The following is a 21,945-nucleotide window of genomic DNA, read 5'->3' as shown; positions in this document are numbered from 1 at the left end:
GCACTCAGTGCCGCGAGTAGGTCCAATGGACGACCCCGAGTGCACTCTCCTGAGCCAAATGGGGGAGGGTGGAGACAGTCAGGGAACCTCGAAGAAGAGGCACTACGTCGGTGAGGGATGACGTGAGCGAGCACACCAGCAACGCTGTAGTACTGCGGTACGGCGATGACGAGTACACCTACCCGGTGATCGACAGCACCGTCGGCGACAAGGGCTTCGACATCGGGAAGCTCCGGGCGAACACCGGTCTGGTGACGCTGGACAGCGGATACGGCAACACCGCTGCCTATAAATCGGCCATCACCTACCTCGACGGCGAGCAGGGCATCCTGCGGTACCGCGGCTACCCCATCGAGCAGCTCGCCGAGCAGTCGACGTTCCTTGAGGTCGCGTACACGCTCATCAACGGTGAGCTTCCGAAGGTCGACGAGCTGTCGGCCTTCAAGAACGAGATCACCCAGCACACGCTGCTGCACGAGGACGTCAAGCGGTTCTTCGACGGCTTCCCGCGCGACGCCCACCCGATGGCCATGCTGTCCTCGGTCGTCAGCGCGCTGTCCACGTTCTACCAGGACAGCCACAACCCGTTCGACGAGGAGCAGCGCCACCTCTCGACGATCCGGCTGCTGGCCAAGCTGCCGACCATCGCGGCGTACGCGTACAAGAAGTCGATCGGTCACCCGTTCGTCTACCCGCGCAACGACCTCGGCTACGTCGAGAACTTCCTGCGCATGACCTTCTCGGTCCCCGCCCAGGAGTACGTGCCGGACCCGGTCGTCGTCTCGGCGCTCGAGAAGCTGCTCATCCTGCACGCGGACCACGAGCAGAACTGTTCGACCTCCACCGTGCGTCTGGTCGGCTCCTCGCAGGCGAACATGTTCGCCTCGATCTCCGCCGGCATCTCGGCGCTGTGGGGCCCCCTGCACGGTGGCGCCAACCAGTCGGTGCTGGAGATGCTCGAGGGCATCCAGGCCAACGGTGGCGATGTCGACAGCTTCATCCAGAAGGTGAAGAACAAGGAGGACGGCGTCCGCCTGATGGGCTTCGGCCACCGGGTGTACAAGTCCTTCGACCCGCGCGCCAAGATCATCAAGGCCGCGGCCCACGATGTGCTGTCCTCGCTCGGCAAGTCCGACGAGCTGCTCGACATCGCGCTCAAGCTGGAGGAGCACGCGCTCTCCGACGAGTACTTCGTCTCGCGCAACCTCTACCCCAACGTGGACTTCTACACCGGTCTGATCTACCGGGCCATGGGCTTCCCGAGCGAGATGTTCACCGTGCTCTTCGCGATCGGCCGCCTTCCGGGCTGGATCGCCCAGTGGCACGAGATGATCAAGGAGCCGGGTTCCCGCATCGGCCGCCCGCGCCAGATCTACACCGGCGAGGTCCTGCGCGACTTCGTCCCGGTCGAGGGTCGCTGACCTCCGGACCACCCCCGCACCACCCCGGCCCCGTGGGCCGGTTGCCTTCGCCCCGACTGCCGCGCTTTCGCACAGAGCGCGGTGTCCGGGGCGATTTGCTTGCCCGGGTGCCGGCAGCGGCATCGCGGGCGGACCGGCGGGAGCGCTCCCGCCGGAAAGCGAGAAGCGCCCCGCCGTCGATCCCCCCACGGGCCGACAACGAGGCGCTTCCCATATCCCGGAGCGGATTCCCCCCACGGGATCCGGCCGGGCGTTCAGTGGGAGCCGAAGCTCCTGGGTTCCTCGGTACTGCTGGGTCGTTCTGGTCCTGCGCTGTTCCTCGTACCGCCTGCGCGTGCCGCCTGCGGTCTGCCGGGGTACGTACCGACGGGAGGGCCGCTCAAAGCTCCCCGGTGCACGTGCCCCGGCCAACGCTTGCCCGGAGCGTCCCCCAAGACCCTCCGTCGGACGTCCCCCAAGACATCCTTTGGCATCGCACTCTTAGACTCGCGAACCCACCGAATGGTTACCCCTGAATCGGTGTGATCTAGGTCTCTTTGTGGAAATTACGTGAAGGACCGCAGGCGCAGGCTGTTCGTCACGACGAAGACCGAGGAGAAGGCCATCGCCGCTCCCGCAATCATAGGGTTGAGCAGGCCAAATGCCGCAAGGGGTAGGGCGGCAACGTTGTAGCCGAATGCCCAGAAAAGGTTGCCCCTGATGGTGGCCAGGGTGCGCCGGGAGAGCCGGATGGCATCGGCTGCCACCTTGAGATCTCCACGAACGAGCGTCAGATCGCTCGCCTCGATCGCGGCGTCCGTGCCCGTGCCCATCGCCAGACCGAGGTCCGCGGTGGCCAGTGCCGCCGCGTCGTTGACCCCGTCACCGACCATGGCGACCGAACGCCCCTCGGCCTGGAGGCGCTCGATGACGTGCGCTTTCTCCTCGGGGAGCACCTCGGCGCGGACCTCGTCGATTCCGACGGCGCGGGCCACGGATTCCGCGACCGCCCGGTTGTCGCCGGTCAGCAGGATCGGTGTCAGGCCGAGCGCGCGGAGGTCGGCGACCGCGGCCGCGCTGGTCTCCTTGACCGCGTCGGCGACTTCGAGGGCACCGCGTGCCTCGCCGTCCCAGGCGACCGCGATCGCGGTACGGCCCTGGGCGGCCGCCTCCGTCACCGCGGCGGCCAGCGCGTCGGGCAGGCCGATTCCGGCGTCGGCGAGCAGCCGGGGACGGCCGACGAGCACGGTGTGGCCCTCGACGATGCCCTGGACGCCGAGTCCGGGCACGTTGGCGAAGTCCTCAGGGGTGGGGAGCGCGGTGCCCGTGCGGTCGGTGGCTCCGGTGGCGACGGCCTGGGCGATGGGGTGTTCGGAGGCGTGTTCCAGGGCTCCGGCGAGGCGCAGGACGTCGGTCTCGGTGGTGCCGGGTGCGGTGTGGACGGTCTGGAGGGTCATCTTTCCGGTGGTGACGGTGCCGGTCTTGTCGAGGACGATGGTGTCGACGCGGCGGGTGGTCTCCAGGACTTCGGGGCCCTTGATCAGGATGCCGAGCTGGGCGCCGCGTCCGGTGCCGACCATGAGGGCGGTCGGGGTGGCGAGGCCCAGGGCGCACGGGCAGGCGATGATCAGTACGGCGACGGCGGCCGTGAACGAGGCCGTCACGTCGTCCGTCACCAGCAGCCAGGCGACCAGGGTGACCAGGGCGATCACCAGGACCACGGGGACGAACACCGCCGAGATCCGGTCGGCCAGCCGCTGCACCTCGGCCTTGCCGTTCTGCGCGTCCTCGACGAGCCGGGCCATCCGGGCCAGCTGGGTGTCGGCGCCGACCCGGGTGGCCTCGACGACGAGCCGGCCGGAGGCGTTCACGGTGGCGCCGGTGACGGCGTCACCGGGGCGCACGTCGACGGGCACGGACTCGCCGGTGAGCATCGACGCGTCCACCGCCGAGGTGCCCTCGACGACGGTGCCGTCGGTGGCGACCTTCTCGCCGGGGCGGACGACGAAGCGATCGCCGACGGCGAGCCGGCCCACCGGGACGCGTACCTCCGCGCCGTCCCGCAGGACCGCGACGTCCTTGGCGCCCAGGTGCATCAGCGCGCGGAGAGCGGAACCGGCCTTCCGCTTGGACTTCGCCTCCAGGTAGCGGCCCAGCAGGATGAAGGTGACGACCCCGGCCGCGACCTCCAGATAGATGGTGGAGGCCCCGTCGGCGCGGGACACGGTGAAGTCGAAGCCGTGCCTCATGCCGGGCATTCCGGCGTCGCCGAGGAACAGGGCCCAGAGCGACCAGCCGAAGGCGGCGAGGGTCCCGACCGAGACCAGGGTGTCCATGGTGGCCGCGCCGTGCCGGAGGTTGGTCCAGGTGGCGCGGTGGAAGGGCAGCCCGCCCCAGATGACGACGGGGGCGGCGAGGGTCAGGGAGAGCCACTGCCAGTTGTCGAACTGGAGGGCCGGGGCCATCGCGAGCAGCACGACGGGGGCGGCGAGGAGGGCCGAGACGATGAGCCGTTGCCGCAGTGCGGCGAGAGCGGGGGCGGGGCCGTCATCGGTGCCGGTGCGGGTCTCGGCGCCGTCGTCCGCAGCCGGGGCCGGGGCCGGGGCTGGGGCCTGGGCCTGGGTCGGCGGGACGTCGGTGGCGGCGGGGCCCGGCGGCTCGGCCGATGCCGATGCCGATGCCGATGCCGGGGCCGCGGTCGCCGGGGCGGAGGGGGCCGGGGCAGGGGGCGCCGGTGCCGGGCGGGGTACGGGTTTCGCTGTGTAGCCGGTCTTCTCGACCGTGGCGATCAGGTCCGCGAGGCCGGTTCCGGGGCCGTACGAGACCCGGGCCTTCTCCGTCGCGTAATTGACGGTGGCGCTGACGCCGTCCATCCGGTTCAGCTTCTTCTCGACGCGTGCCGCGCAGGACGCGCAGGTCATCCCGCCGATCGTGAGCTCGGCCTGCGAGCTCTCCGCCGTCGCGGCCTCGACCTCTGTTGCGCTGTGCATGTCCGAACTCCTGAAACGCCGACCGGGCCGTGCCCCACCAGTATCTGCTGGTCGGCCCGGCCCGGCGGCGAAGGGGTGATGCGGGTGCCGTGGATCCCGATGCGGTCAGGCCCGGCCGGCGAGCTCGTAACCCGCCTCGTCGACCGCGGCGCGCACGGCTTCGTCGTCCAGCGGGGACCGGGAGACCACCGTCACCTGCCCGGTGGACGCCACGGCCTTCACCGAGGTGACACCCTCGATGGCGGAGATCTCCTCGGAGACCGCGCCCTCGCAGTGCCCGCAGGTCATGCCGGTCACCTGGTAGACGGTGGTCACGCCGCCCTGCTCGGCGCCCGTGTCCGCGCTGTCGTGGCAGGAGCCGCTGGGCGAGCAGCAGGAGCCGGTCGCCTGGGGGAGCTGGGTCTCGGCGGTCATCGTGTTCTCCTCTTCGACGAGCACAAATGGATGTGGCGGCAGGGGCCCAGGGGGACTCCGGGAAGGCCGGTGCGCTTCCACACTCACGACTATATACCCCTAGGGGGTATGAATGCGAGTGGCCCCCGGGGCCCTGGGCCAACCGAGTGAGCCGGTGGTCACTCCCGTCGGCCCCGGTTGCCCGGGCGGGCGGCGACCCAGGCGCGGACGGTGTCCGCGTACCAGTAGGGCTTTCCGCCCTCCACGTGGTCCGGAGCGGGCAGGAGACCGTGCTTGCGGTAGGAGCGGACCGTGTCCGGCTGCACCCGGATGTGTGCGGCGATGTCCTTGTAGGACCAGAGCCTTCTGTCCGTCATGCGTGCCACCTCTCTGCGCTGCGCCGCAGCGGTGGCCTGGGGGCCGTCGGGGGAGCTGCGGCGCGGACGCTGTCGATCACTCAGCCTCTGGCCGGTGAACGAGGGCGACGGGAGGTGGGGTGGGCCTGTCGATCGCCTGTGACGGAAAACCCGCGTAACGGAGACATGCGTGACGAGTAGGTCACCGCTGTGACAGAAGGAACGCATGGGTGCAAGGGGCCGGTTGTATCCGGCGGGTGCGCCCGGGATGCCCGAGGGCCCGGGTGCGTACCCCGGCCCCCGGGCGCACCCCGGCCGTCAGGCGTGCCAGAGCGCCGACCAGGTGCGCGGGCCGACGAGGCCGTCCGGGACGAGCGGCGGGTGGTCGGCCTGGAAACGCAGGACGGCGGCGAGGGTCCGGGCTCCGAACACGCCGTCGACCGCCTCCCACGGCAGGTAGCGCCGGTTGGCGAGCATGCACTGCACCTGGGAGACGCGCTCGCCCTCTTCTCCGAAGGCGGTCAGCCCGTCCCCGTCGTAGAAGGCGCAGACGGGGCTGGAGCCGGGCGGGGTCGCGTTGCTCTCGTCGGCTGCGGCGCCGGGCGCCACGGCGAGAGCGGCGGCCAGGACGAGCGCGGCCAGGGCCGAACCCTGGGCCGGGCGGCGGAACGGCGGAGTCGTACGGATCACGGTGGGGTACTCCTCGAACGATGCGGTGACGGCGGCCGGGTGCCTGGGACGGCGGGCCCCGCCCTCTCTTCGGGGACAACACCGCGTACTGCCGTGACGTCACTCCCGGGGCGGCGGCCGGGACCCGGGGACGGGAGGAGTTCACACACTTGTCACCGAGGAGAGCGAGTGGACCGTACTGCCGTTGACCGGTGGCTGTACGGTGCACATCTCAGATGAGATCTTTGAACTGCTGGGCCGGAAGAGCGTGTTCAGCGGGGGGCCCGCCTTCGCGTACGTACCGCGTGACGCCCATGCACAGATCGCCTCCGGCGCAGGCGGCCGCTTCGCCCTGGCAGGAGCGAAGTGCGAGCGAAGCTCCCCGCTCGCTACGGCCCCGCGCCGGAGGTATCCCGTCGCCCCCCGCGGGCCGGGCCGGTCGCGGCGTCCCGGGCCGCCCTCCTTGTGTCTACACGCGTACCGAAACGGCAGACACAGTGTCGGGCCCCCCTCCGGCGCGGGCGTGGTGGGATGTCGGCATGGCCGCAAAGGCCGCTTTGCCCGTCGTCGGTCCCCGCACGGGAAGAGTACGAACGACGCCTCACCGGCCGACGCCGCCCACCCCCTCTCTGAAGGAGACACAGCATGAAGACCGTCAACCACTGGATCGGTGGCAAGACCGTCGAGGGCGCGTCGGGCAACTACGGCCCGGTCACCGACCCGGCCACCGGAGCCGTCACCACCCAGGTCGCGCTCGCCTCCCCGGACGAGGTGGACGCCGCGGTGGCGTCCGCGAAGGCGGCGTACGCGACATGGGGCACCTCATCGCTCTCCGCCCGCACGGCGATCCTGTTCCGCTACCGCGCGCTGCTGGACGCCCACCGCGACGAGATCGCCGCGCTGATCACCGCCGAGCACGGCAAGGTGCACTCGGACGCGCTGGGCGAGGTCGCCCGCGGTCTGGAGATCGTCGAGCTGGCGTGCGGGATCACCACGCAGCTCAAGGGCGAACTGTCCACACAGGTCTCCACCCGGGTCGACGTCTCCTCGATCCGCCAGTCGATCGGTGTCGTCGCCGGCATCACGCCGTTCAACTTCCCGGCCATGGTCCCGATGTGGATGTTCCCGCTGGCCATCGCCTGCGGCAACACCTTCGTCCTCAAGCCGAGCGAGAAGGACCCGTCGGCCGCCAACCTCCTTGCCGAGCTGGCCGCCGAGGCCGGTCTGCCGGACGGTGTCCTGAACGTCCTGCACGGTGACAAGGTCGCCGTCGACGGTCTGCTGAACCACCCGGACGTCTCCGTCGTCTCCTTCGTAGGCTCGACCCCGATCGCCCGCTACATCCACGCCACCGCGTCCGCCAACGGCAAGCGCGTCCAGGCGCTCGGCGGTGCGAAGAACCACATGCTGGTCCTGCCGGACGCGGACCTCGACGCCGCCGCCGACGCCGCCGTCTCCGCCGCGTACGGCTCCGCCGGTGAGCGCTGCATGGCGATCTCCGCGGTCGTCGCGGTCGGTTCCGTCGCCGACGACCTCGTCGCCCGGATCAAGGACCGCGCCGAGAAGATCAAGATCGGTCCCGGCACCGACCCCACGTCCGAGATGGGCCCGCTGATCACCGCCGCCCACCGCGACAAGGTCGCCTCCTACGTCACCGGCGCGGCCGCCCAGGGCGCCGACGTCGTCCTCGACGGCACCGGCCACACGGTCGAGGGCTTCGAGGACGGCCACTGGATCGGTCTCTCGCTCCTCGACAACGTCTCCACCGACTCGGACGCGTACAAGGACGAGATCTTCGGCCCGGTCCTGTGCGTGCTGCGCGTCGACACGTACGAGGAGGGCGTGGCGCTGATGAACGCCTCGCCGTACGGCAACGGCACCGCGATCTTCACCCGCGACGGCGGCGCCGCCCGCCGCTTCCAGCTGGAGATCGAGGCCGGCATGGTCGGCATCAACGTCCCGATCCCGGTGCCGGTGGGCTACCACTCCTTCGGCGGCTGGAAGGACTCGCTCTTCGGCGACCACCACATCTACGGCAACGACGGCGTGCACTTCTACACCCGCGGCAAGGTCACCACCACCCGCTGGCCCGACCCGGCCGACGCCCCCGCCGGCGTCGACCTGGGCTTCCCCAGCAACCACTGACGCCGCACCGCACAGCACTGCAGGGCCGCTCCCCCGGGGCGGCCCTGCAGTGGTTCGTGGGAGGTCAGCGGCCGGTCCCGGCCGCCTCCTCGATCATCCGCTCCATCGGTACGACAGCGACCCGCCCCGAGACGACGAACGCCAGCACCATCGCGGCCACCATGACCACGGTCCCGGCCCACACCATCGTCCCGACCGGCACGGTGTACGCACCCACGCCCCGCACCACGCACTCGGCGAGCAGCGCAACACCCCACACCGCCGAGAACCGCGTCTCCGCCCGCCGGAACGCGTCCGACCCCGTCGAAAGTCGCTGGTACGCAGCGGACTTGGCCGCCTCGCCCCGCGTCAGCCACGGCCGCAGTCCCGCCGAGAGCATCGGTCGCCCGCGCAGTGCGGACACCAGGAACACCAGGCCGATGGTGCTGCTGACGCCGCTGTCCTTCAGCAGCATCAGCCGCGGGTCACCGGCCACCAGACTCAGCGCCAGGCTCACCACGTTGACCGTCAGCATCAGCGCCGCGAGCCCGTTGAGCCGCCGGTCGCGCACCACACCCCACACGGTCCGCGCCCCCGGCACCACACTGCTCCAGGCCAGCGCGCCGAACGTGCCCATCCCCGCGGCCTTCAGCACGTAGTACGAGGCGAGCGGCACCGCCACATCCACGAGCAACGGCATCAGGCTGTCCAGCAGGGCCTTGCGCGGCGAGAACGGAACGGCACCGGCCGGAGCGTCGGCAACAGGTGCGGTGACGGTGGCGACCGGGCTGCTCATGACGGGTTCCTCCCGTATCGGCGAGGCCCTCGCGGCTCCCGCTCTCGATACGTAAAGACTGGCCGCCGGACCCCGGTCACCGGCAGAGCCGGGTGTACCGACCTCCGTATGACGAATGTCAGCGTCGATGGATGACCCAAGCGCCACGGAATCACCGTGCAGCGGCGGCGTCGCGCCCAACTCCTTTTCTTGCGCGCTGTATTGACCTCCAGTCAGAGCGGCCCTACATTCGCATCGCCTTGCTGAAACTTTCAGCAAGATTATTCAGGAGGTGATGTCCGGGCGACCCGGAACGGGAGCTCCATCCCGCAGGCGCCGAACTGGCGCCTGCTCAGCCGGCTACCGCGGTCAGGGCCGCGGCACCCCCCAGGAGGATCCTCGTGACACCCCCCTCACACCGGCGCATGAGACGACCCCTCGCCGCGGCAGCGGCGACAGCGGTGATGGCGCTCCTTGCCGCGGCATCCGCCGCCTACACCGCGTCCGCCGCTGCCGGGAACTCCGCGACGGTGTACTACTCCACCAAGAACCGCAGCTGGACGACGTACGACCTGCACTACCAGCCCTACGGTGGCGCCTGGACCGCTCTGCCCGGTGTGACGATGGAGCCGGCCTGCACGGACTGGGTGAAGGCCACCGTCGACCTGGGTAGCGCCGCCGGCCTGCAGGCGACGTTCAACAACGGCTCGGGTACCTGGGACAACAACGGCGGCCGCAACTACGCCCTGGGTACCGGCACGGTCACGGTCAAGGACGGCGTGGTGGGGACCAGCGACCCCTGCACCACCGACCCCCTCGCGACGGCCACGGTCTACTACGCAGCGGATGCGGGCTGGCCGACGGTGAACCTGCACTACGCCCCGACAGGCGGGGCCTGGACGACCGCACCCGGTGTCGGCATGGCGGAGGCGTGCAAGGGCTGGTACAAGAAGACCGTCGAGCTGGGCGGCGCCACCGGTCTTCAGGCGACGTTCAACAACGGCTCGGGCACCTGGGACAACAACAGCGGCCGCAACTACGCCCTGGGTACCGGCACCGTGACGGTCAAGAACGGGCAGATCGGCACCACCGACCCTTGCGCCACCACCCCCACCCCGGACCCGACGACCACCCCTGATCCGACCACACCTCCGGACCCGGGCCCCGACCCCGGGGGACCGAACTACGCGACCAATCCCGGTGGGCACGTCGGACAGACGGCGGCCGTGACGGTAGACGGCAAGGCCACCGAGTGGACCAAGGACATGATCGTCGCCCAGGGTGTCGCCAACGACGACCCGCGTATCTTCCGCGGCAGTCACGAGGGGCCGGTCTACGACCTGTACTCCCTCTCCGCGGCCTGGGACGACGCCAACCTGTACCTCATGTGGCAGTTCACCAACGTCACGGACGTCACCGACCCCGCGCAGGGCTACCCCACCAGTGACAACGGCAAGCCGTACCAGGGCGACATCCCCCAGTCCATCGCGCTGGACGTGGACCCCGGCCGGGGCGGCGAAGGTCTGCTCGGGGCAGGCCCGGCAGGCCCCTGGAATCTGCGCACCTCGTTCGCCCGCGGGGAGGTCGACCACATCGCCAACTTCTCCAGCAAGCCCGGAGTGGGCCAGCCCGCCCTCTTCAGCCTGAACGAGGCCGGCACCTTCGACTACGAACCGGCCAACGTCCAGAAGTTCGGACCCGCAGGCATCACGTACAAGTACGCCGACGGCCTGACCTCCGGCGTGGTCACCGGAATCAAGGCCACCGGCAACGCCGGATACGTGCCCGCCGACCTGGCCGACGCGGAACGGTACGAGGACCTGCTCGCCGCCGGGCACAGCCAGGCCCAGGACACCACCTACGAGATGAACATCCCGCTCACGACGCTGGGCATCGACCGTTCCACCCTGGAGAGCAGGGGCCTCGGCCTCATGCTCGTCTCCACCTTCGGCCAGTCGGCCATCGGTTCCCTGCCCCAGGACCCGACCGTGCTGGACACGGCGACGGAGCCGTACGGCCCGGACAGCTCCACCTCCCACGAGAAGGACGACTGGGACGTCTTCCGGGTGCCCTTCGCCCGCGTAGGACACTAGGGTCCTTGCCGCCCCTGGCCCTTGAAGGGGCGCGCGCGTGCCTCCTGACCAGGAACGGCAGAGCTCGAACACGCTCTGCCGTTCCGGCGGGGAGGCGCTCTCCGCAACCCGGCTCAGCAGTTCCCTGACGCATCGCCACAGGCGCGCCGGCGCGAAACTCGCTCGCCGACCGGGAAGTCGCAGTGCTGGGATGACGTCATGACCGCACCACAGCCACCGCAGCACGGAATCCGAGCGCTCCACACCGACACGACCATCACCGTCTACCAGGCGTACGCCCCGGCCCTCGGCCTCCCCGCCGCCCGCGACGGACGCTTCCCGCCCGCCTGGAAGCGGGACCGCATGACATGGATCAAGCCGAGCTTCCTGTGGATGATGTACCGCTGCGGCTGGGCGGCCAAGGAGGGCCAGGAGACGGTCCTGGCCGTCGAGATCACCCGTGAGGGCTTCGACTGGGCGCTGGCCAACGCCGAACTCTCGCACTACGAACGGGGCGTGCACCCGGACCTCGCCACGTGGAAGCGCGACCTCCGCCAGGCCCCGGCCCGCGTCCAGTGGGACCCCGAGCGCGACCTGCACCTGAACCGGCTCCCGTACCGCTCCCTTCAACTGGGCCTCGCGGGGGAGGCGTCGCGGCGGTACGCGGACGAGTGGACGGTGGCGATCCGTGACGTCACCGCGCTCGCCCGGGAGGTCCATGGGCTGGTGCGGGCGGGCCGGGACGACGAGGCGGGCCGGCTGCTGCCGGAGGAGACGCCGTACCCGGCCCCCGGGTACGTGCCGGGCTGCTGAGGCAGGAGAGCGGCGTGCCGCTTTGGGTGCACGGTGGGCTCACACCCCTGGATGCCGGTCTGAGCCACCACGAACTGCCGTCGTGGGTGGCAGGACGGTACCCGTCGGCCAAGCAGGCAGCACACAGGCACCGGGGGAACAGGCCAGCGCCCAAAGAATTGTTGAGAGCTACCCGTCTCCGAGAGACGCTCTCCATCCGCCACGGGAGAAGTGGCACACGCCATCCGGCCCGATGCGAACCCGCGCGCCGAGCAGGGGCAGCGATCCCTCAGTGTTGAGGCGGTTGCGGACGCGTTCCACAGTGGTCCACAGCTTTCGCGGCCCGCTCTGGTGCACTTCTGGCGGGTCGGTCCACACAGCGGATGCGCGGGCCCACGACCCGTCGGGATGGACGAGGCAGGCCGTCCGCGTCCCGTCGTTGAGTTCTTCGTAGGCAAATTCCATGCCGGGCACGGTGAGTTCCAGCATGGACCGCAGTTCCCAGGAGTTCGCTACGTCCACCACGGGATAGCGCCCCGTGCTGACGTCTTCCCCATCCGTGGTCCGCGCGGTGGTGAAGAGTTCGGTGAGTTCGGGCGGGTAGTCGTCCCCCGAGCGCGTGGCCATGAATCCGGCCATGTCGTGTTCCACTCGTCCGACGACATCGCCGTTGGCGTGCTTCCAGCCGGTGACGATCAGGCAGGTTCGCCCGAGGGTCGTGGCAATGCGTCCTCCAGGTGCCAGCGCTCCGAGCAGCGGCCTCAGCCCCGTACCGGCGGGCAGGCCGACCGTGGACACGATCCGGTCGTACGTACCCGGCACGCGCTCCGTAGCGTCGGCGGTGACGAAGTGGGGGTGGATGCCGAGTTGGGCCAGGCGTTTACCGGCCGCACGGGTCAGGTGCGAGTCCACATCCAGGCTGGTCACGTGCTGGTCCCCGATGCGGCGGGCCGCGTAGGCGGTGAGTCCGCCGCTCCCGGTGCCCAGGTCGAGGACCGACAGCCCTTCTCCTAGGCGTCCATGCCGGAGCATGCGCACCACGAGGCTTGGCATCGTTGCCGATGACGTGGGCCGACCGTGCGCCCGATCCCCGATGCGGGCATGGTCGGCGTGCAGGGCGCCAACCCTCGTGATCAGCGACCGGTCCGAGTACGCCGCTTGCATCCATCTCCCCGGATCACTGGAACCGTCGCGCAGCACCCACCCCGAGCCGTCGGCGTCCCTCTCCCACCATCGAGGGACCAGTTGATGACGGGGCACGCTCGCCACCATCGACAGCCACCGGGAATCGGGGTCCGTCACCTGGTCCGCGAGCCTTGCCGCAGGTCCGTGCCAATCCATGATGCCCAGCCTCTCAGTACTTGGGCCCACAGGCGGTAGTGCTCGCAGGGTCGCAATCGCCGCTGTCGTCCGGTGAGCAGGCGTTCCGGGCGGGCAGCGGAATCCGTGCCGCGAGGTCAGCCCAAGCCTCTCCACCGAGCAGTTCCGCCAACCGGTTCTCCCGCACATTCCCGGCAGGGAAGTCCCGTGCCAGCACGCACCCGGCAAGGTCCCCGTTCGGAAGGACGGCGGCACGCCCGCGTGTGCACCTCCCGCACATCTCATCCAGCGTCGGCGACTGCCCCGGCAACAGCGCCCGGCCGACTGCCCGCGCCCTGTCCACGTTGATCCGGGTCACGCCCATGGATCGCAGCTCGGCACGAGCTTCGGCGACACGTTGCCCCGGAAGGACTTCCACGATCCCAGCCCGGACCGTGGCGCCCCGCTCCACCGCCTCACGGATGTTGCGTCGCGTTCGGACGTAACTCCCGTTCCGCCCAGTGATCTTGTCGTGCTCGGCTGCTTCGTCGCTGTAGTAGCTGGTCCCCAGCGTCACCGCCGGATGCGTGAACAGCTCCCACCACTGCTCGTGGACCGCGTACAGGTTGCTGTACACCTCCACATGCCGCCCGAGGGACAGCGCGTATTCGGTGAGAGCCCGCCAGTGCGGGTGAACCGTCGGCTCGCCGCCGATGAGCTGAATCGTGTGGATACCCAACGCGGCGGCATCGAAGATGACCGTGCGCCAGTCGTCAAGGGACATGACCCCGTGGCCTGCCTGTGGACTGGACTCCGACAGGCAGTGGGTGCAGGTCAGTTGGCACTTCCCTGTGATCTCCAGTTCAAGTGACTGGAGGTCGCCAGCCACCTCGCGGGTGGGTCGTTCGACGAATGTGGTCATGCTGCATTCCTCTCTCTGGTGAGTGGTGCACTGCATTCACCGACCTGCGTGGCGAAGCCAAGCGGGAAGTTCTTGGTGGTGGCCCTGCCCGCCGTAGCGTCTACGGGGGCGGGCAGGGTCACGGGTTGAACTTGGCGGCCGGGCGCCTGATTCAGTGCGGGCGCTTCTCGCCGCGCCGCTGGTAGGCGCCATGCCGGGCCAGGGCATCGAGCTGTCGGCAGTGGTACTCGGTGCCCGGTGAGAGCCGCCGCAGTTGCGCTTCCCAGGGCTGGCCGCCCGGCCTCACGACGATGGCGTGGGCGCCGAGGGCCCGGATCACCATGCAAGGCAGTTCCTTGATCCGGTCGAAGACAACCTGCCCAGCCTTCAACTGCCGCCAACAGGTGAAGATTTGGGAGGGGCGTGCCACTTCAGACGCGTGGTTGCGATCCGGCTGCGCAGTCAGCACGGCGGTCGCGTCGGTTTCTCGGCCGTTCACCCCGACCTCCCGAAGCGCCGCCGGTCGTTCTCGTCGCGGACGCGGACGCGGGCCCGAAGGTCCTGAAGCACCGGACTGTCAGCCCCTGCACGAGGGTGTTCCTCGTGTGTCCCTTCCGGGCCAGGAGGGTTGGGCTGATCAGGGCACCCGTTCGCGCCACACTCGCAAGCCGGGTAGGTGAGCGGCGATCGGTGCACCGGAAGATCCGGCCCTTCCCACTCCTCAGGGTTCATCACCGCACCATCACCCCGTGGATGACGCGAGGGCCCACGTCGATGCCGCAGGTAGCCAGCCACAGGGCCCGTCGCCGTTCTCGCCGCATCCTGTTCTCTGCACGCTCCCAGCGGTTGTAGGCAGCTTGGGAGTAGGGCCCATTGGGCGGTCGGGGAGTCATGCCGACCGGCATAGCGGCTCGGCACAGCAAGAGGCGCCGGGGGGCGGCCATGGCGGGCGGGAATGCCGGCAGGGGCGGCGTCTGTGATGCCGACCGATCCCGTCGGCGTAATCCCAGGAGCAGGAAGACCGGTTCGAATAACCGGGCGATAAGGTTGTGCATGTCGACGCTCCTTCAAAGCGTTGGCCATGCCCCCGGACCGTTTCAGCGGTCGCGGGGGTTTCTTCACATCGCGAGTAGTTACTCAGCGCCGCATCTCGGGACGCTCAGTAACTCTGGGACTAGAGTGCTCTGCGCTCGCGCATTGCGCAAGTGACTCTTTGGAACTTGTTCCATGATCTTTTACTCTCGCTACAATCGCCGATGTAGACCCAACTGAGGGGTAGTCATGGCCGCATCACGTCCGACAGTCCGTCGTCGCCGCCTTGCTGCACTGCTGGTTGACCTTCGAGAGCGAGCGGGCAAGACCCCGGAGATGGCAGCCGAACGCATCGGTTGCCACCGAACGAAGATCAATCGCATCGAGAACGCACGTCTCGGCGTCTCTCTGGGAGAGCTACGGGACTTGCTGACGTTCTACGGAGTGGAAGACGCGACGCAGGTCGAGGAAGCCGTTGCCCTCGCTCAACGAAGCCGTGAACCGGGTTGGGTGCAGCGCGCAGGACTGGCACGACCCTCGTACGCAGACTTCATCGACTATGAGCGAACGGCTGACTACATCCGCTCTTTCCAGAACAGCTTGATCGCGGGTCTGTTGCAGACACCCGACTACGCCAAAGCTGTTCTCTCCACGTCCCCCTCCACGCTTGAGCAAGACGAGGTTGAAGCGCTCGTAACGGCCCGGATCAAGCGTCAAGAGGTACTGCAACGCCCCGAGCCGCCCCGGATGTGCGTCATCGAGGGAGAGTCTGCGCTCCGGCTTCAGGTGGGGGGAGCTCAGGTGATGCGGAAGCAGCTTGAGCACCTGTTGACGGTGGCGGAACGCCCGAGCGTTGAAGTCCAGGTCATCCCCGACAGCGCGGGCGCCCATGCTGGACTGGCCGGATCGTTCGTCCTCTTCGGCTTCCCCAACCCGTCCTTCTCTGAGGTTGTCTGCGTCGAGCACCGGACCGGGACGCTCTACATGGAGACGCCGGAGGAGACGGGCGAATATACGCTCATCTTCGACTCGTTGCGCTCCATCGCATTGAGCCCCAGAGACAGCCTCGACTTGATCGCCAAAGTGCGACAGGAGCTGTAGCAGCATGGAACCAGGAAAGGTAGTGAGGGATGAGCACCCCCAAGCTTGAAGCCACCACGTGGCGCAAGAGCAGTTACAGCGGCCAGGGCGGCGACTGCGTCGAGGTGGCGGACGGGGTTTCCGGCATCGTGCCAGTGAGGGACAGCAAGGACGCCACCGGACCCGTGGTCTCCTTCAGCGGTCACAGCTGGTCAGCATTCATCGCTGACGTGAAGGCGGCTCGTGGCAGCCGCTGACCATCGCCCCGGCGGCTGTATCGGCAGGCGAGGCGGGGTGCGTCGTACGGCGACCGTGTAGACGTGCCCGCCGGCCAAAAGCAGGCAGGCGGGCACTCGCCGGGCGTCTCTCGTGAGGCCAGGCGTCCGGACTCGGTGGATAGGGCTCCCGGCCCGGAGTAGCGGTGGTCTTACCCGGAGCGATGCCCCGGCAGGTGCCCGTGATCTCTCCGGTGTTGAAGAACAGGGCCCAGCAGCCTCAACGCCCGCGATGCGTATCGCCCGCTCGCGCTTCTCGGCCTTGTGTGTTCGCAGTCGGGCACCGAGCGACCCTGCCGGGGGGCGCCCTCCATTCTGCGCATTCACCGAACTCGCGAGATTCTCTCCGGCATTCAGGGCCACCGCGGCTGCTCCGTAGAGCCGTGCGAGCACTCCGGAGCCGTCCGGGGCCGGGTGGCGGCCGCTGACGCGGAGCTGAGGATGAGGAAGCTGGCGAACGCATGGAGCAGAGCCGGGACGGCGCAGAAGACCCGGAGTTGGCTCCTCAGGGCCTCGTAGTACTCGGGCTTGGTGAGCTCCACCCTGGCACTGTGCTGAGGGTCCGAAGTTTTGTCCCAGTAGGTGTAGAAATAGCCTGACGCGTCCGCTTGTGCGTCCTCGGCCGTTCCGGCGCCGGTTGCGATGCCAAGCGCGGCCAGGCAGATGATGAGCGCGTAGGTGAGCTTGAGGGCTGGTGGCAGCAGAAGGGCATATCTGATCAAGCGGTCGGTATTGCCCCGGCCCAGGAGCTGGGTCGCGGCGCCGCTGGTGAAGGCACAGATGAACGCAACGGCGAAGACCGGGAAAAATGAGACGAACAAGCCCGTTTCGAGCCACTTTGGCACGGTGTACTCACCGGGCAGCCAGGTCGAGGCCATACACAACAGAGCGGCCCCGCAGAGCGTCAACGCCAGCCCGAAATACACCCTGTAGCTGCCTCGCAGCTCCCTCATGCTTGATTCCCCCTGAAAGCCCCTGGACGGTGCACCATAGCCTGGAGCGCATCCGCAGTCAGGAAGTGCCCTGATTGGGCGGCTTGAGGGCTATGAACACGGCTTGACATGGATCAAGCCGAGCTTCCTGTGGATGATGTATCGCTGTGGCTGGGCGGCCAAGGAGGGCCAGGAGACGGTCCTGGCCGTCGAGATCACCCGCGAGGGCTTCGACTGGGCGCTGGCGAACGCCGAACTCTCGCACTACGAACGGGGCGTGCACCCGGACCTCGCCACGTGGAAGCGCGACCTCCGCCACGCCCCGGCCCGTGTCCAGTGGGACCCCGAGCGCGACCTGCACCTGAACCGGCTCCCGTACCGCTCCCTCCAACTGGGCCTCGCGGGGGAGGCGTCGCGGCGGTACGCGGACGAGTGGACGGTGGCGATCCGCGACGTCACCGCGCTCGCGCGGGAGATCCACGAACTGGTGCGGGCGGGCCGGGACGACGAGGCGGGCCGGCTGCTGCCGGAGGAGACGCCGTATCCGGCTCCCGGGTGAGTGGCTCGGACGTCCGTGCCCGGCGCTGTCGGTGGGGGAGCGCTGTTGTCAGGCGAGGGCGGTGGTGAGCAGGGCCAGGCCGCCCGCGCAGGACACGGTGAGGACGCCGGCGCGGGCGGCTGCCGGGCGCAGGCGGGGGGCGAGGGCCATGCCGGCTGCCGCGCCGGCGGTGAGTGCGGCCACGGCGGGCCAGGTGGGGAGCGCGATGCCCAGGACGGCGGCGGTGGCCACGTTCTGCACCAGGAAGAAGGCGTGCAGCGTCGCGCGGGTCTCGCGCGCGCTCCAGTCGGTGTTGGCGGCGTACAGCCCGATGGGTGGTCCACCGACGCCGCCGATGACGTTGAGCGCGGCGCTGGCGATACCGGCGGCCCACGCGCCCTGTGGCCGGCGGAGGAACGACGAACGCACCCCCGACGCCAGCAGTCCGACCCCGGCGAGGACCCCGCACCCGGCCACGACGGCCAGCCATCGGGTGTCCAGTGTGTGCAGCAGCCAGGCCGCCACCGGCGTGCTCAGCAAGGTGGGCACCAGCAGGCGTCCGGCGTCGCGGGGCCGGGTGTGCCGCCGGTCGCGGGACAACGGCAGCAGCGAGGCGAGCACCGCGAGTACCAGCACGGTCGAGACGCCGCGCTGCTGCCCGAGCGCGGCGATCAGCGCCGGCGCGGCCACCAGGGAGAAGCCCATTCCGGTGGCGGCCTGGGCCAGGGCCCCCAGGGCGACGGCCGCCACGGCGACCTGATCCAGCGTGGTCATGAGACGCCGTCCAGGGTGTAGCGCCGCTGGAACCACAGGGCGGTGGCCATCAGCGCGGCCGGTACGACGGTGAAGCCGACCAGCAGCGCGGTCATCGCGGAGCCGGGCTGGGTGACGTGCTCGTCGGAGGTGCTGGAGACGAATCCGCCCAGCGCCAGGGCCGCCGAGTACAGGTACGGGCCGACGGCGGTGCCGGTTGCCTCCGTCGCGGTCCACACCCCTGTGTACGCGCCCGCCTTCGACGACCCCGCCGCCTCGGCCGCCGCGACGACGTCGGGCACCATCGAGAACGCGAACAACTGCAGCCCGGCGAACGCGATGCCCATGGCCATGACGACGACGGCGGTCACGGCGACGCCGGGCGCACCGTCGAGCACGGCACCGAGCAGCAGCGCCAGCGAGCCCGTCGCGAAGACGGCTTGGGACAGCAGCAGCCCGCGCTGTTTCCCGAACCGCCGCGACCAGGCCGTCCACAGCGGGCCGGCGAAGATCGCCGGCGCCAGGAACAGGCCCATGAGGATCGAGGTGAGCCCGGTGCTCTCGAAGACGTACTCGGTGAAGTAGGGCAGCGCGGCGAGGAAGAGGTGGGTGGTCGTGCCGGTGAACAGGTACGACAGCACCAGCGCGCGGTAGTTGCGGTCCTGCCAGGCCAGCCGCAGGTCGGACAGGGTGGAGTGGCCGGCCGCCTCGTCGGGGACGCGGACGCCGCATTCGTCGGTGAGCCTGCGCACGCCGACCAGCGCGACCAGCGACGTGACGACCATGACCGTCGCGAGCAGGAGCGCCATGCGGGTGTAGTCGCCCCGGCCCCCGGCCGAGGTGAGGGCCGGCGCCGCGACGCCGGCGCCCAGCAGTCCCACGGTCAGGCAGAGCACGCGGAACATGAAGACCCGCGTGCGCTCGTGGTAGTCGACGAGCAGGTCGGAGGCCGTGGTGAGGTACGGCACCTGGAAGCCGGCGAAGAGCAGGTTGCCCACCACGAACCAGCAGCCCACCCAGATCGCCGCGGGCCCGCCGGTGAGCGCCGGCGGAACGCAGAACATCGCGACCATGGCGCCACCGAGCAGCACACCGGTGCGCATCATCCGGCGGCGGTGGCCGAACCTGCGGGCCTCCCGGTCCGAGCGCGAGCCGAGGAGCGGATGGACGACGATGTCGACGACCTTGGGCAGCAGCAGGGTCAGGCCTGCGAGGAAGGCGGGGACACCCAGGACGTCGGTGAGGAAGTAGAGCAGCAGCAGCCCGGGCACGGTGACCCAGATGCCCATGCCCACGGAGCCGGCGGCGTAGGCCGAGAGGGCTCCGCGGCCCGCCCGCGCCCGCGCGGTCGCGGTCGTCCGGGGGGTCACGGACGGGTCCGGTTCCGCTCGACCACTCCGGCGGCGAGCGCGGCACCGTCGAAGGCACCGGCACTGACCCGGGCGGCGAGGGTGCGCGCCACGACCCGGTCGGTGAGCGCGGGCAGATGACGTGCCAGGAAGAACTCCACCGCACCCTTGCGGGTGGTGGGCACGTCCCGTCGCGGCCGCCTGGCCAGCGCCGCCAGCGCGATCGCGTCGACCACGCCTTCGAGCGGCTCGTACACGCTCATGCCCTCCAGCGACAGCCCGGCCGCCTTCGTCGAGTCGTGGATGGGGCTGCGCACCGCGGACGGATACACGCAGCTGACCGTGACGTGGGTGCCGAGTTCCAGGCGCAGCGCGTCGGCGTACGCGACCATGGCCCGCTTGGACGCTCCGTACGCCGCGGCGAGCGGGAGCTGCATGACCGACATCCGGGAGGTCACCATCACCACCCGCCCGCGCGTGGCGACCAGGGCGTCGACGCAGGCGGCCGTCACCCGCCAGGTGCCGAGCAGGTTGATCTCCAGCTGGCGGCGCACCTCGGCTCCGGGAGCGAACTCCGCGGGCGCGGGGCCACCGACACCGGCGTTGTTCACCAGGACGTCGAGGCCGCCCAGGGCCGCGAGGGCGTCCGCGACGGCGGAACGCACGCTGTCGTCGTCGGTGACGTCGCAGCCGATCACGTCGAACGGTTCGTCGCCCGAGGGCCGCACGTCGAGGCCGACAACATGGGCACCGGCCCGGGTCAGCCGGTCGCCGAGAGCGCGCCCGATCGTGCCGGAGGCGCCGGTGATGAGGAAGCGCTTCCCGCGAGGATCGTGACGCCGGTCGAGGAAGGGGAGGCTCATGCGTGTGCCTTTGCAGCAGGGGTGTGGACGGTGGCGCCGCGCCCCGCCCGGCGGACACCTGCCTGGATCTCCCGGGGCAGGGCGGCGACGTACTGGTCGAAGTCGATGCGCATCATCGGCCGTTTCTGTCCCCACCGTTCGACCGCCGCGGCGTGGGCGCGGCGGACCGCCTCGCGCTGCTCGGCCGGTGACGGCAGGGCGTAACGGCCGCCGAGGTGGGCGGCGAGGAGTCTGGCCTGCGCCTCCACGACCGGCAGGGCGGCACCCGTGGACTGCATGAGACCGACGAATGCCAGCGTCGGATCCCCGAGGTGGAAGACGCGCTGGTACAGCGGCATCGCCTCGGGGTCGTCGCCGAGCCAGGTGCGGTCCAGGAACGGGATGCTGACCCGGTAACCGGTCGCCCACACGATCACGTCGACGTCCTCGGCGCTGCCGTCGGTGAACACCACCCGGCCGCCGTCGAGCCGCTCGACCCCGGGGCGGGCGACGACCTCCCCATGGGTGAGGCGGTGCAGGATCGTGTCGCTGATGGTCGGGTGGTTCTGGAAGAGTCCGCCGGCCGGCTTCGGCAGCCCGTACCGCTCGGGCCCGCCGACGGCCAGCCGCAGCGCGGACTGCGCGATCCGCTGACGGACGCGCCAGGGCAGCACCGCGAGTGCCTTGCCGGTCAGGTCCGAGGGGCGGCCGAAGAGGTACTTGGGAACGATGTGTGTGCCGTGACGGGACGAGAGCAGCACCGGCCCGGCACTGACGTACGACGCGTCGACGGCGATGTCCATGGCGGAGTTGCCCATGCCCACGACGAGCACGCGCTTGCCGGCGAACACGTCGGGGCTGCGGTAGTCGTGGGCATGCATCTGCAGGCCGCCGAAGTTCCCCGGGTAGGCCGGGGACGGCCACTTCGGATCCCAGTTGTGGCCGTTGGCGACCACCACCGCGTCGTACTCCTCCGTCACCGCTCCGCCCGCGGCCCGCGACTCGACCTCCCAGGCCGGGCCCGGGCGGCGTACGGCGGTGACGGTGGTGCCGAACCGGATGTGCCCGGTGACCCCGAAGGTGGCGGCGTACCGGGCGAGGTAGCCGGCGATCAGGTCGGCCGACGGGTAGTCCGGCCACGCCGCGGGCATGGGGAAGTCGGCGAACTCGGTACGGCCCTTGCTGGTGTTGAGATGCAGACTGTCGTAGGCCGGTGACAGCCCGCTGGCGTTGTCCTTGGCCCACAGACCGCCGGGACGGTCGCCCTTCTCCAGGACGGTGACGTCCACGCCGTCGTCGAGCAGCGCCTTGGCCGCGGCCAGTCCCGCCGCCCCAGCGCCGACCACTGCCACTCCCATTGAGCCCATGACCGG

General features: G+C 70.0%; 19 protein-coding genes and 2 pseudogenes. 8 read left to right on the top strand and 13 right to left on the bottom strand.

What is annotated here, in order from left to right; genetic code table 11:
- The first annotated feature begins 122 nt into the window (after positions 1–122).
- Positions 123–1,421, top strand: a complete 1,299-nt coding sequence (locus tag OG446_RS12160) for a citrate synthase (RefSeq protein ID WP_148018755.1) — start codon at positions 123–125, stop codon at positions 1,419–1,421.
- 545 nt (positions 1,422–1,966) lie between these two features.
- On the opposite strand, the gene OG446_RS12155 is transcribed toward OG446_RS12160, so the two are convergent.
- From OG446_RS12155 to OG446_RS12140, 4 genes are all read right to left on the bottom strand, one after another.
- Positions 1,967–4,390, bottom strand: a complete 2,424-nt coding sequence (locus OG446_RS12155; RefSeq protein WP_328894042.1) for a heavy metal translocating P-type ATPase — start codon at positions 4,388–4,390, stop codon at positions 1,967–1,969.
- A gap of 105 nt (positions 4,391–4,495) precedes the next feature.
- A complete protein-coding gene (locus OG446_RS12150) occupies positions 4,496–4,804 on the bottom strand; it encodes a heavy-metal-associated domain-containing protein (protein WP_328894041.1) in 309 nt (102 codons plus the stop codon).
- Between the two features lie 158 nt (positions 4,805–4,962).
- Complete coding sequence (locus tag OG446_RS12145; protein WP_148018752.1) at positions 4,963–5,160, bottom strand: helix-turn-helix transcriptional regulator; 198 nt, start codon at positions 5,158–5,160, stop codon at positions 4,963–4,965.
- 297 nt (positions 5,161–5,457) lie between these two features.
- The gene (locus OG446_RS12140) at positions 5,458–5,829 is read right to left on the bottom strand and encodes a peptidoglycan-binding domain-containing protein (protein ID WP_328894040.1); all 372 of its coding nucleotides are present in this window, start codon (positions 5,827–5,829) and stop codon (positions 5,458–5,460) included.
- Positions 5,830–6,013: 184 nt separating this feature from the next.
- Here OG446_RS12140 and OG446_RS37165 point away from each other — a divergent pair, with 184 nt between their 5' ends.
- Positions 6,014–6,457 carry a 5-deoxy-glucuronate isomerase gene (locus OG446_RS37165; protein ID WP_389258965.1) on the top strand — a complete coding sequence of 148 codons (444 nt, stop codon included), beginning with the start codon at positions 6,014–6,016 and terminating at the stop codon, positions 6,455–6,457.
- Positions 6,454–7,953: a CoA-acylating methylmalonate-semialdehyde dehydrogenase gene (mmsA, locus tag OG446_RS12130; protein WP_328894039.1), complete on the top strand. Its 1,500-nt coding sequence runs from the start codon at positions 6,454–6,456 to the stop codon at positions 7,951–7,953. Before OG446_RS37165 ends, mmsA begins: the two co-directional genes overlap by 4 nt.
- Before the next feature lie 64 nt (positions 7,954–8,017).
- Here the strand turns inward: mmsA and OG446_RS12125 are convergent, their stop codons facing one another.
- Positions 8,018–8,728 (bottom strand): VC0807 family protein, encoded by a 711-nt coding sequence (locus OG446_RS12125; RefSeq protein ID WP_328894038.1) that lies wholly within the window; start codon positions 8,726–8,728, stop codon positions 8,018–8,020.
- Between the two features lie 404 nt (positions 8,729–9,132).
- On the opposite strand from OG446_RS12125, the pseudogene OG446_RS12120 reads away from it, so the two are divergent.
- Positions 9,133–9,852 (top strand): annotated as a pseudogene (locus OG446_RS12120) (carbohydrate binding domain-containing protein); the annotation flags it as partial.
- 1,146 nt (positions 9,853–10,998) lie between these two features.
- On the top strand, positions 10,999–11,592 hold the full coding sequence (locus tag OG446_RS12115) for a DUF4291 domain-containing protein (RefSeq protein ID WP_328894037.1): 594 nt from the start codon (positions 10,999–11,001) through the stop codon (positions 11,590–11,592).
- A 168-nt stretch (positions 11,593–11,760) separates the two neighbouring features.
- On the opposite strand, the gene OG446_RS12110 is transcribed toward OG446_RS12115, so the two are convergent.
- From OG446_RS12110 to OG446_RS12100, 3 genes are all read right to left on the bottom strand, one after another.
- On the bottom strand, positions 11,761–12,624 hold the full coding sequence (locus OG446_RS12110; protein WP_328894036.1) for a protein-L-isoaspartate O-methyltransferase family protein: 864 nt from the start codon (positions 12,622–12,624) through the stop codon (positions 11,761–11,763).
- A 301-nt stretch (positions 12,625–12,925) separates the two neighbouring features.
- Positions 12,926–13,792: a radical SAM protein gene (locus OG446_RS12105; protein WP_328894035.1), complete on the bottom strand. Its 867-nt coding sequence runs from the start codon at positions 13,790–13,792 to the stop codon at positions 12,926–12,928.
- A 151-nt stretch (positions 13,793–13,943) separates the two neighbouring features.
- A complete protein-coding gene (locus OG446_RS12100) occupies positions 13,944–14,270 on the bottom strand; it encodes a hypothetical protein (protein ID WP_328894034.1) in 327 nt (108 codons plus the stop codon).
- A gap of 782 nt (positions 14,271–15,052) precedes the next feature.
- Between OG446_RS12100 and OG446_RS12095 the strand changes: the two genes are divergently transcribed.
- Together OG446_RS12095 and OG446_RS12090 are read left to right on the top strand one after the other, a co-directional pair.
- Positions 15,053–15,904, top strand: a complete 852-nt coding sequence (locus tag OG446_RS12095) for a helix-turn-helix domain-containing protein (protein ID WP_328894033.1) — start codon at positions 15,053–15,055, stop codon at positions 15,902–15,904.
- Positions 15,905–15,933: 29 nt separating this feature from the next.
- Positions 15,934–16,140, top strand: coding sequence for a DUF397 domain-containing protein (locus OG446_RS12090; RefSeq protein WP_219568808.1), 207 nt, complete (start codon positions 15,934–15,936; stop codon positions 16,138–16,140).
- A gap of 371 nt (positions 16,141–16,511) precedes the next feature.
- On the opposite strand, the gene OG446_RS12085 is transcribed toward OG446_RS12090, so the two are convergent.
- Positions 16,512–17,111, bottom strand: coding sequence for a hypothetical protein (locus OG446_RS12085; RefSeq protein WP_328894032.1), 600 nt, complete (start codon positions 17,109–17,111; stop codon positions 16,512–16,514).
- A gap of 103 nt (positions 17,112–17,214) precedes the next feature.
- Between OG446_RS12085 and OG446_RS12080 the strand changes: the two are divergent.
- Positions 17,215–17,649, top strand: a pseudogene (locus OG446_RS12080) (DUF4291 domain-containing protein); the annotation flags it as partial.
- A 48-nt stretch (positions 17,650–17,697) separates the two neighbouring features.
- Here OG446_RS12080 and OG446_RS12075 read toward each other — a convergent pair.
- The 4 genes from OG446_RS12075 to OG446_RS12060 are packed head-to-tail and all read right to left on the bottom strand — an operon-like array spanning position 17,698 to position 21,939.
- Entirely contained in the window at positions 17,698–18,402 is a 705-nt protein-coding gene (locus tag OG446_RS12075) for a TSUP family transporter (RefSeq protein ID WP_328894031.1), read from the bottom strand.
- A complete protein-coding gene (locus tag OG446_RS12070; RefSeq protein WP_328894030.1) occupies positions 18,399–19,751 on the bottom strand; it encodes an MFS transporter in 1,353 nt (450 codons plus the stop codon). The genes OG446_RS12075 and OG446_RS12070 overlap by 4 nt, the downstream gene beginning before the upstream one ends.
- Positions 19,748–20,593, bottom strand: a complete 846-nt coding sequence (locus OG446_RS12065; RefSeq protein ID WP_328894029.1) for an SDR family NAD(P)-dependent oxidoreductase — start codon at positions 20,591–20,593, stop codon at positions 19,748–19,750. The genes OG446_RS12070 and OG446_RS12065 overlap by 4 nt, the downstream gene beginning before the upstream one ends.
- Positions 20,590–21,939: a flavin-containing monooxygenase gene (locus OG446_RS12060; protein ID WP_328894028.1), complete on the bottom strand. Its 1,350-nt coding sequence runs from the start codon at positions 21,937–21,939 to the stop codon at positions 20,590–20,592. The genes OG446_RS12065 and OG446_RS12060 overlap by 4 nt, the downstream gene beginning before the upstream one ends.
- Positions 21,940–21,945: the final 6 nt, after the last annotated feature.

Origin of the sequence: Streptomyces sp. NBC_00236, assembly GCF_036195045.1 — a bacterium.
Lineage (GTDB): Bacteria > Actinomycetota > Actinomycetes > Streptomycetales > Streptomycetaceae > Streptomyces.
Note: the sequence above shows the minus strand (reverse complement) of the source record. Positions and strands in the feature narration are given on the sequence as shown.

Bases quoted from the DNA above. Each gene is read 5' to 3' on its own strand.
- OG446_RS12155 (WP_328894042.1), bottom strand. From the start codon at position 4,390: ATGCACAGCGCAACAGAGGTCGAGGCCGCGACGGCGGAGAGCTCGCAG.
- OG446_RS12150 (WP_328894041.1), bottom strand. From the start codon at position 4,804: ATGACCGCCGAGACCCAGCTCCCCCAGGCGACCGGCTCCTGCTGCTCG.
- OG446_RS12145 (WP_148018752.1), bottom strand. From the start codon at position 5,160: ATGACGGACAGAAGGCTCTGGTCCTACAAGGACATCGCCGCACACATC.
- mmsA (WP_328894039.1), top strand. From the start codon at position 6,454: ATGAAGACCGTCAACCACTGGATCGGTGGCAAGACCGTCGAGGGCGCG.
- OG446_RS12125 (WP_328894038.1), bottom strand. From the start codon at position 8,728: ATGAGCAGCCCGGTCGCCACCGTCACCGCACCTGTTGCCGACGCTCCG.
- OG446_RS12115 (WP_328894037.1), top strand. From the start codon at position 10,999: ATGACCGCACCACAGCCACCGCAGCACGGAATCCGAGCGCTCCACACC.
- OG446_RS12110 (WP_328894036.1), bottom strand. From the start codon at position 12,624: ATGCCAAGCCTCGTGGTGCGCATGCTCCGGCATGGACGCCTAGGAGAA.
- OG446_RS12105 (WP_328894035.1), bottom strand. From the start codon at position 13,792: ATGACCACATTCGTCGAACGACCCACCCGCGAGGTGGCTGGCGACCTC.
- OG446_RS12095 (WP_328894033.1), top strand. From the start codon at position 15,053: ATGGCCGCATCACGTCCGACAGTCCGTCGTCGCCGCCTTGCTGCACTG.
- OG446_RS12090 (WP_219568808.1), top strand. From the start codon at position 15,934: ATGAGCACCCCCAAGCTTGAAGCCACCACGTGGCGCAAGAGCAGTTAC.
- OG446_RS12085 (WP_328894032.1), bottom strand. From the start codon at position 17,111: ATGAGGGAGCTGCGAGGCAGCTACAGGGTGTATTTCGGGCTGGCGTTG.
- OG446_RS12075 (WP_328894031.1), bottom strand. From the start codon at position 18,402: ATGACCACGCTGGATCAGGTCGCCGTGGCGGCCGTCGCCCTGGGGGCC.
- OG446_RS12065 (WP_328894029.1), bottom strand. From the start codon at position 20,593: ATGAGCCTCCCCTTCCTCGACCGGCGTCACGATCCTCGCGGGAAGCGC.
- OG446_RS12060 (WP_328894028.1), bottom strand. From the start codon at position 21,939: ATGGGCTCAATGGGAGTGGCAGTGGTCGGCGCTGGGGCGGCGGGACTG.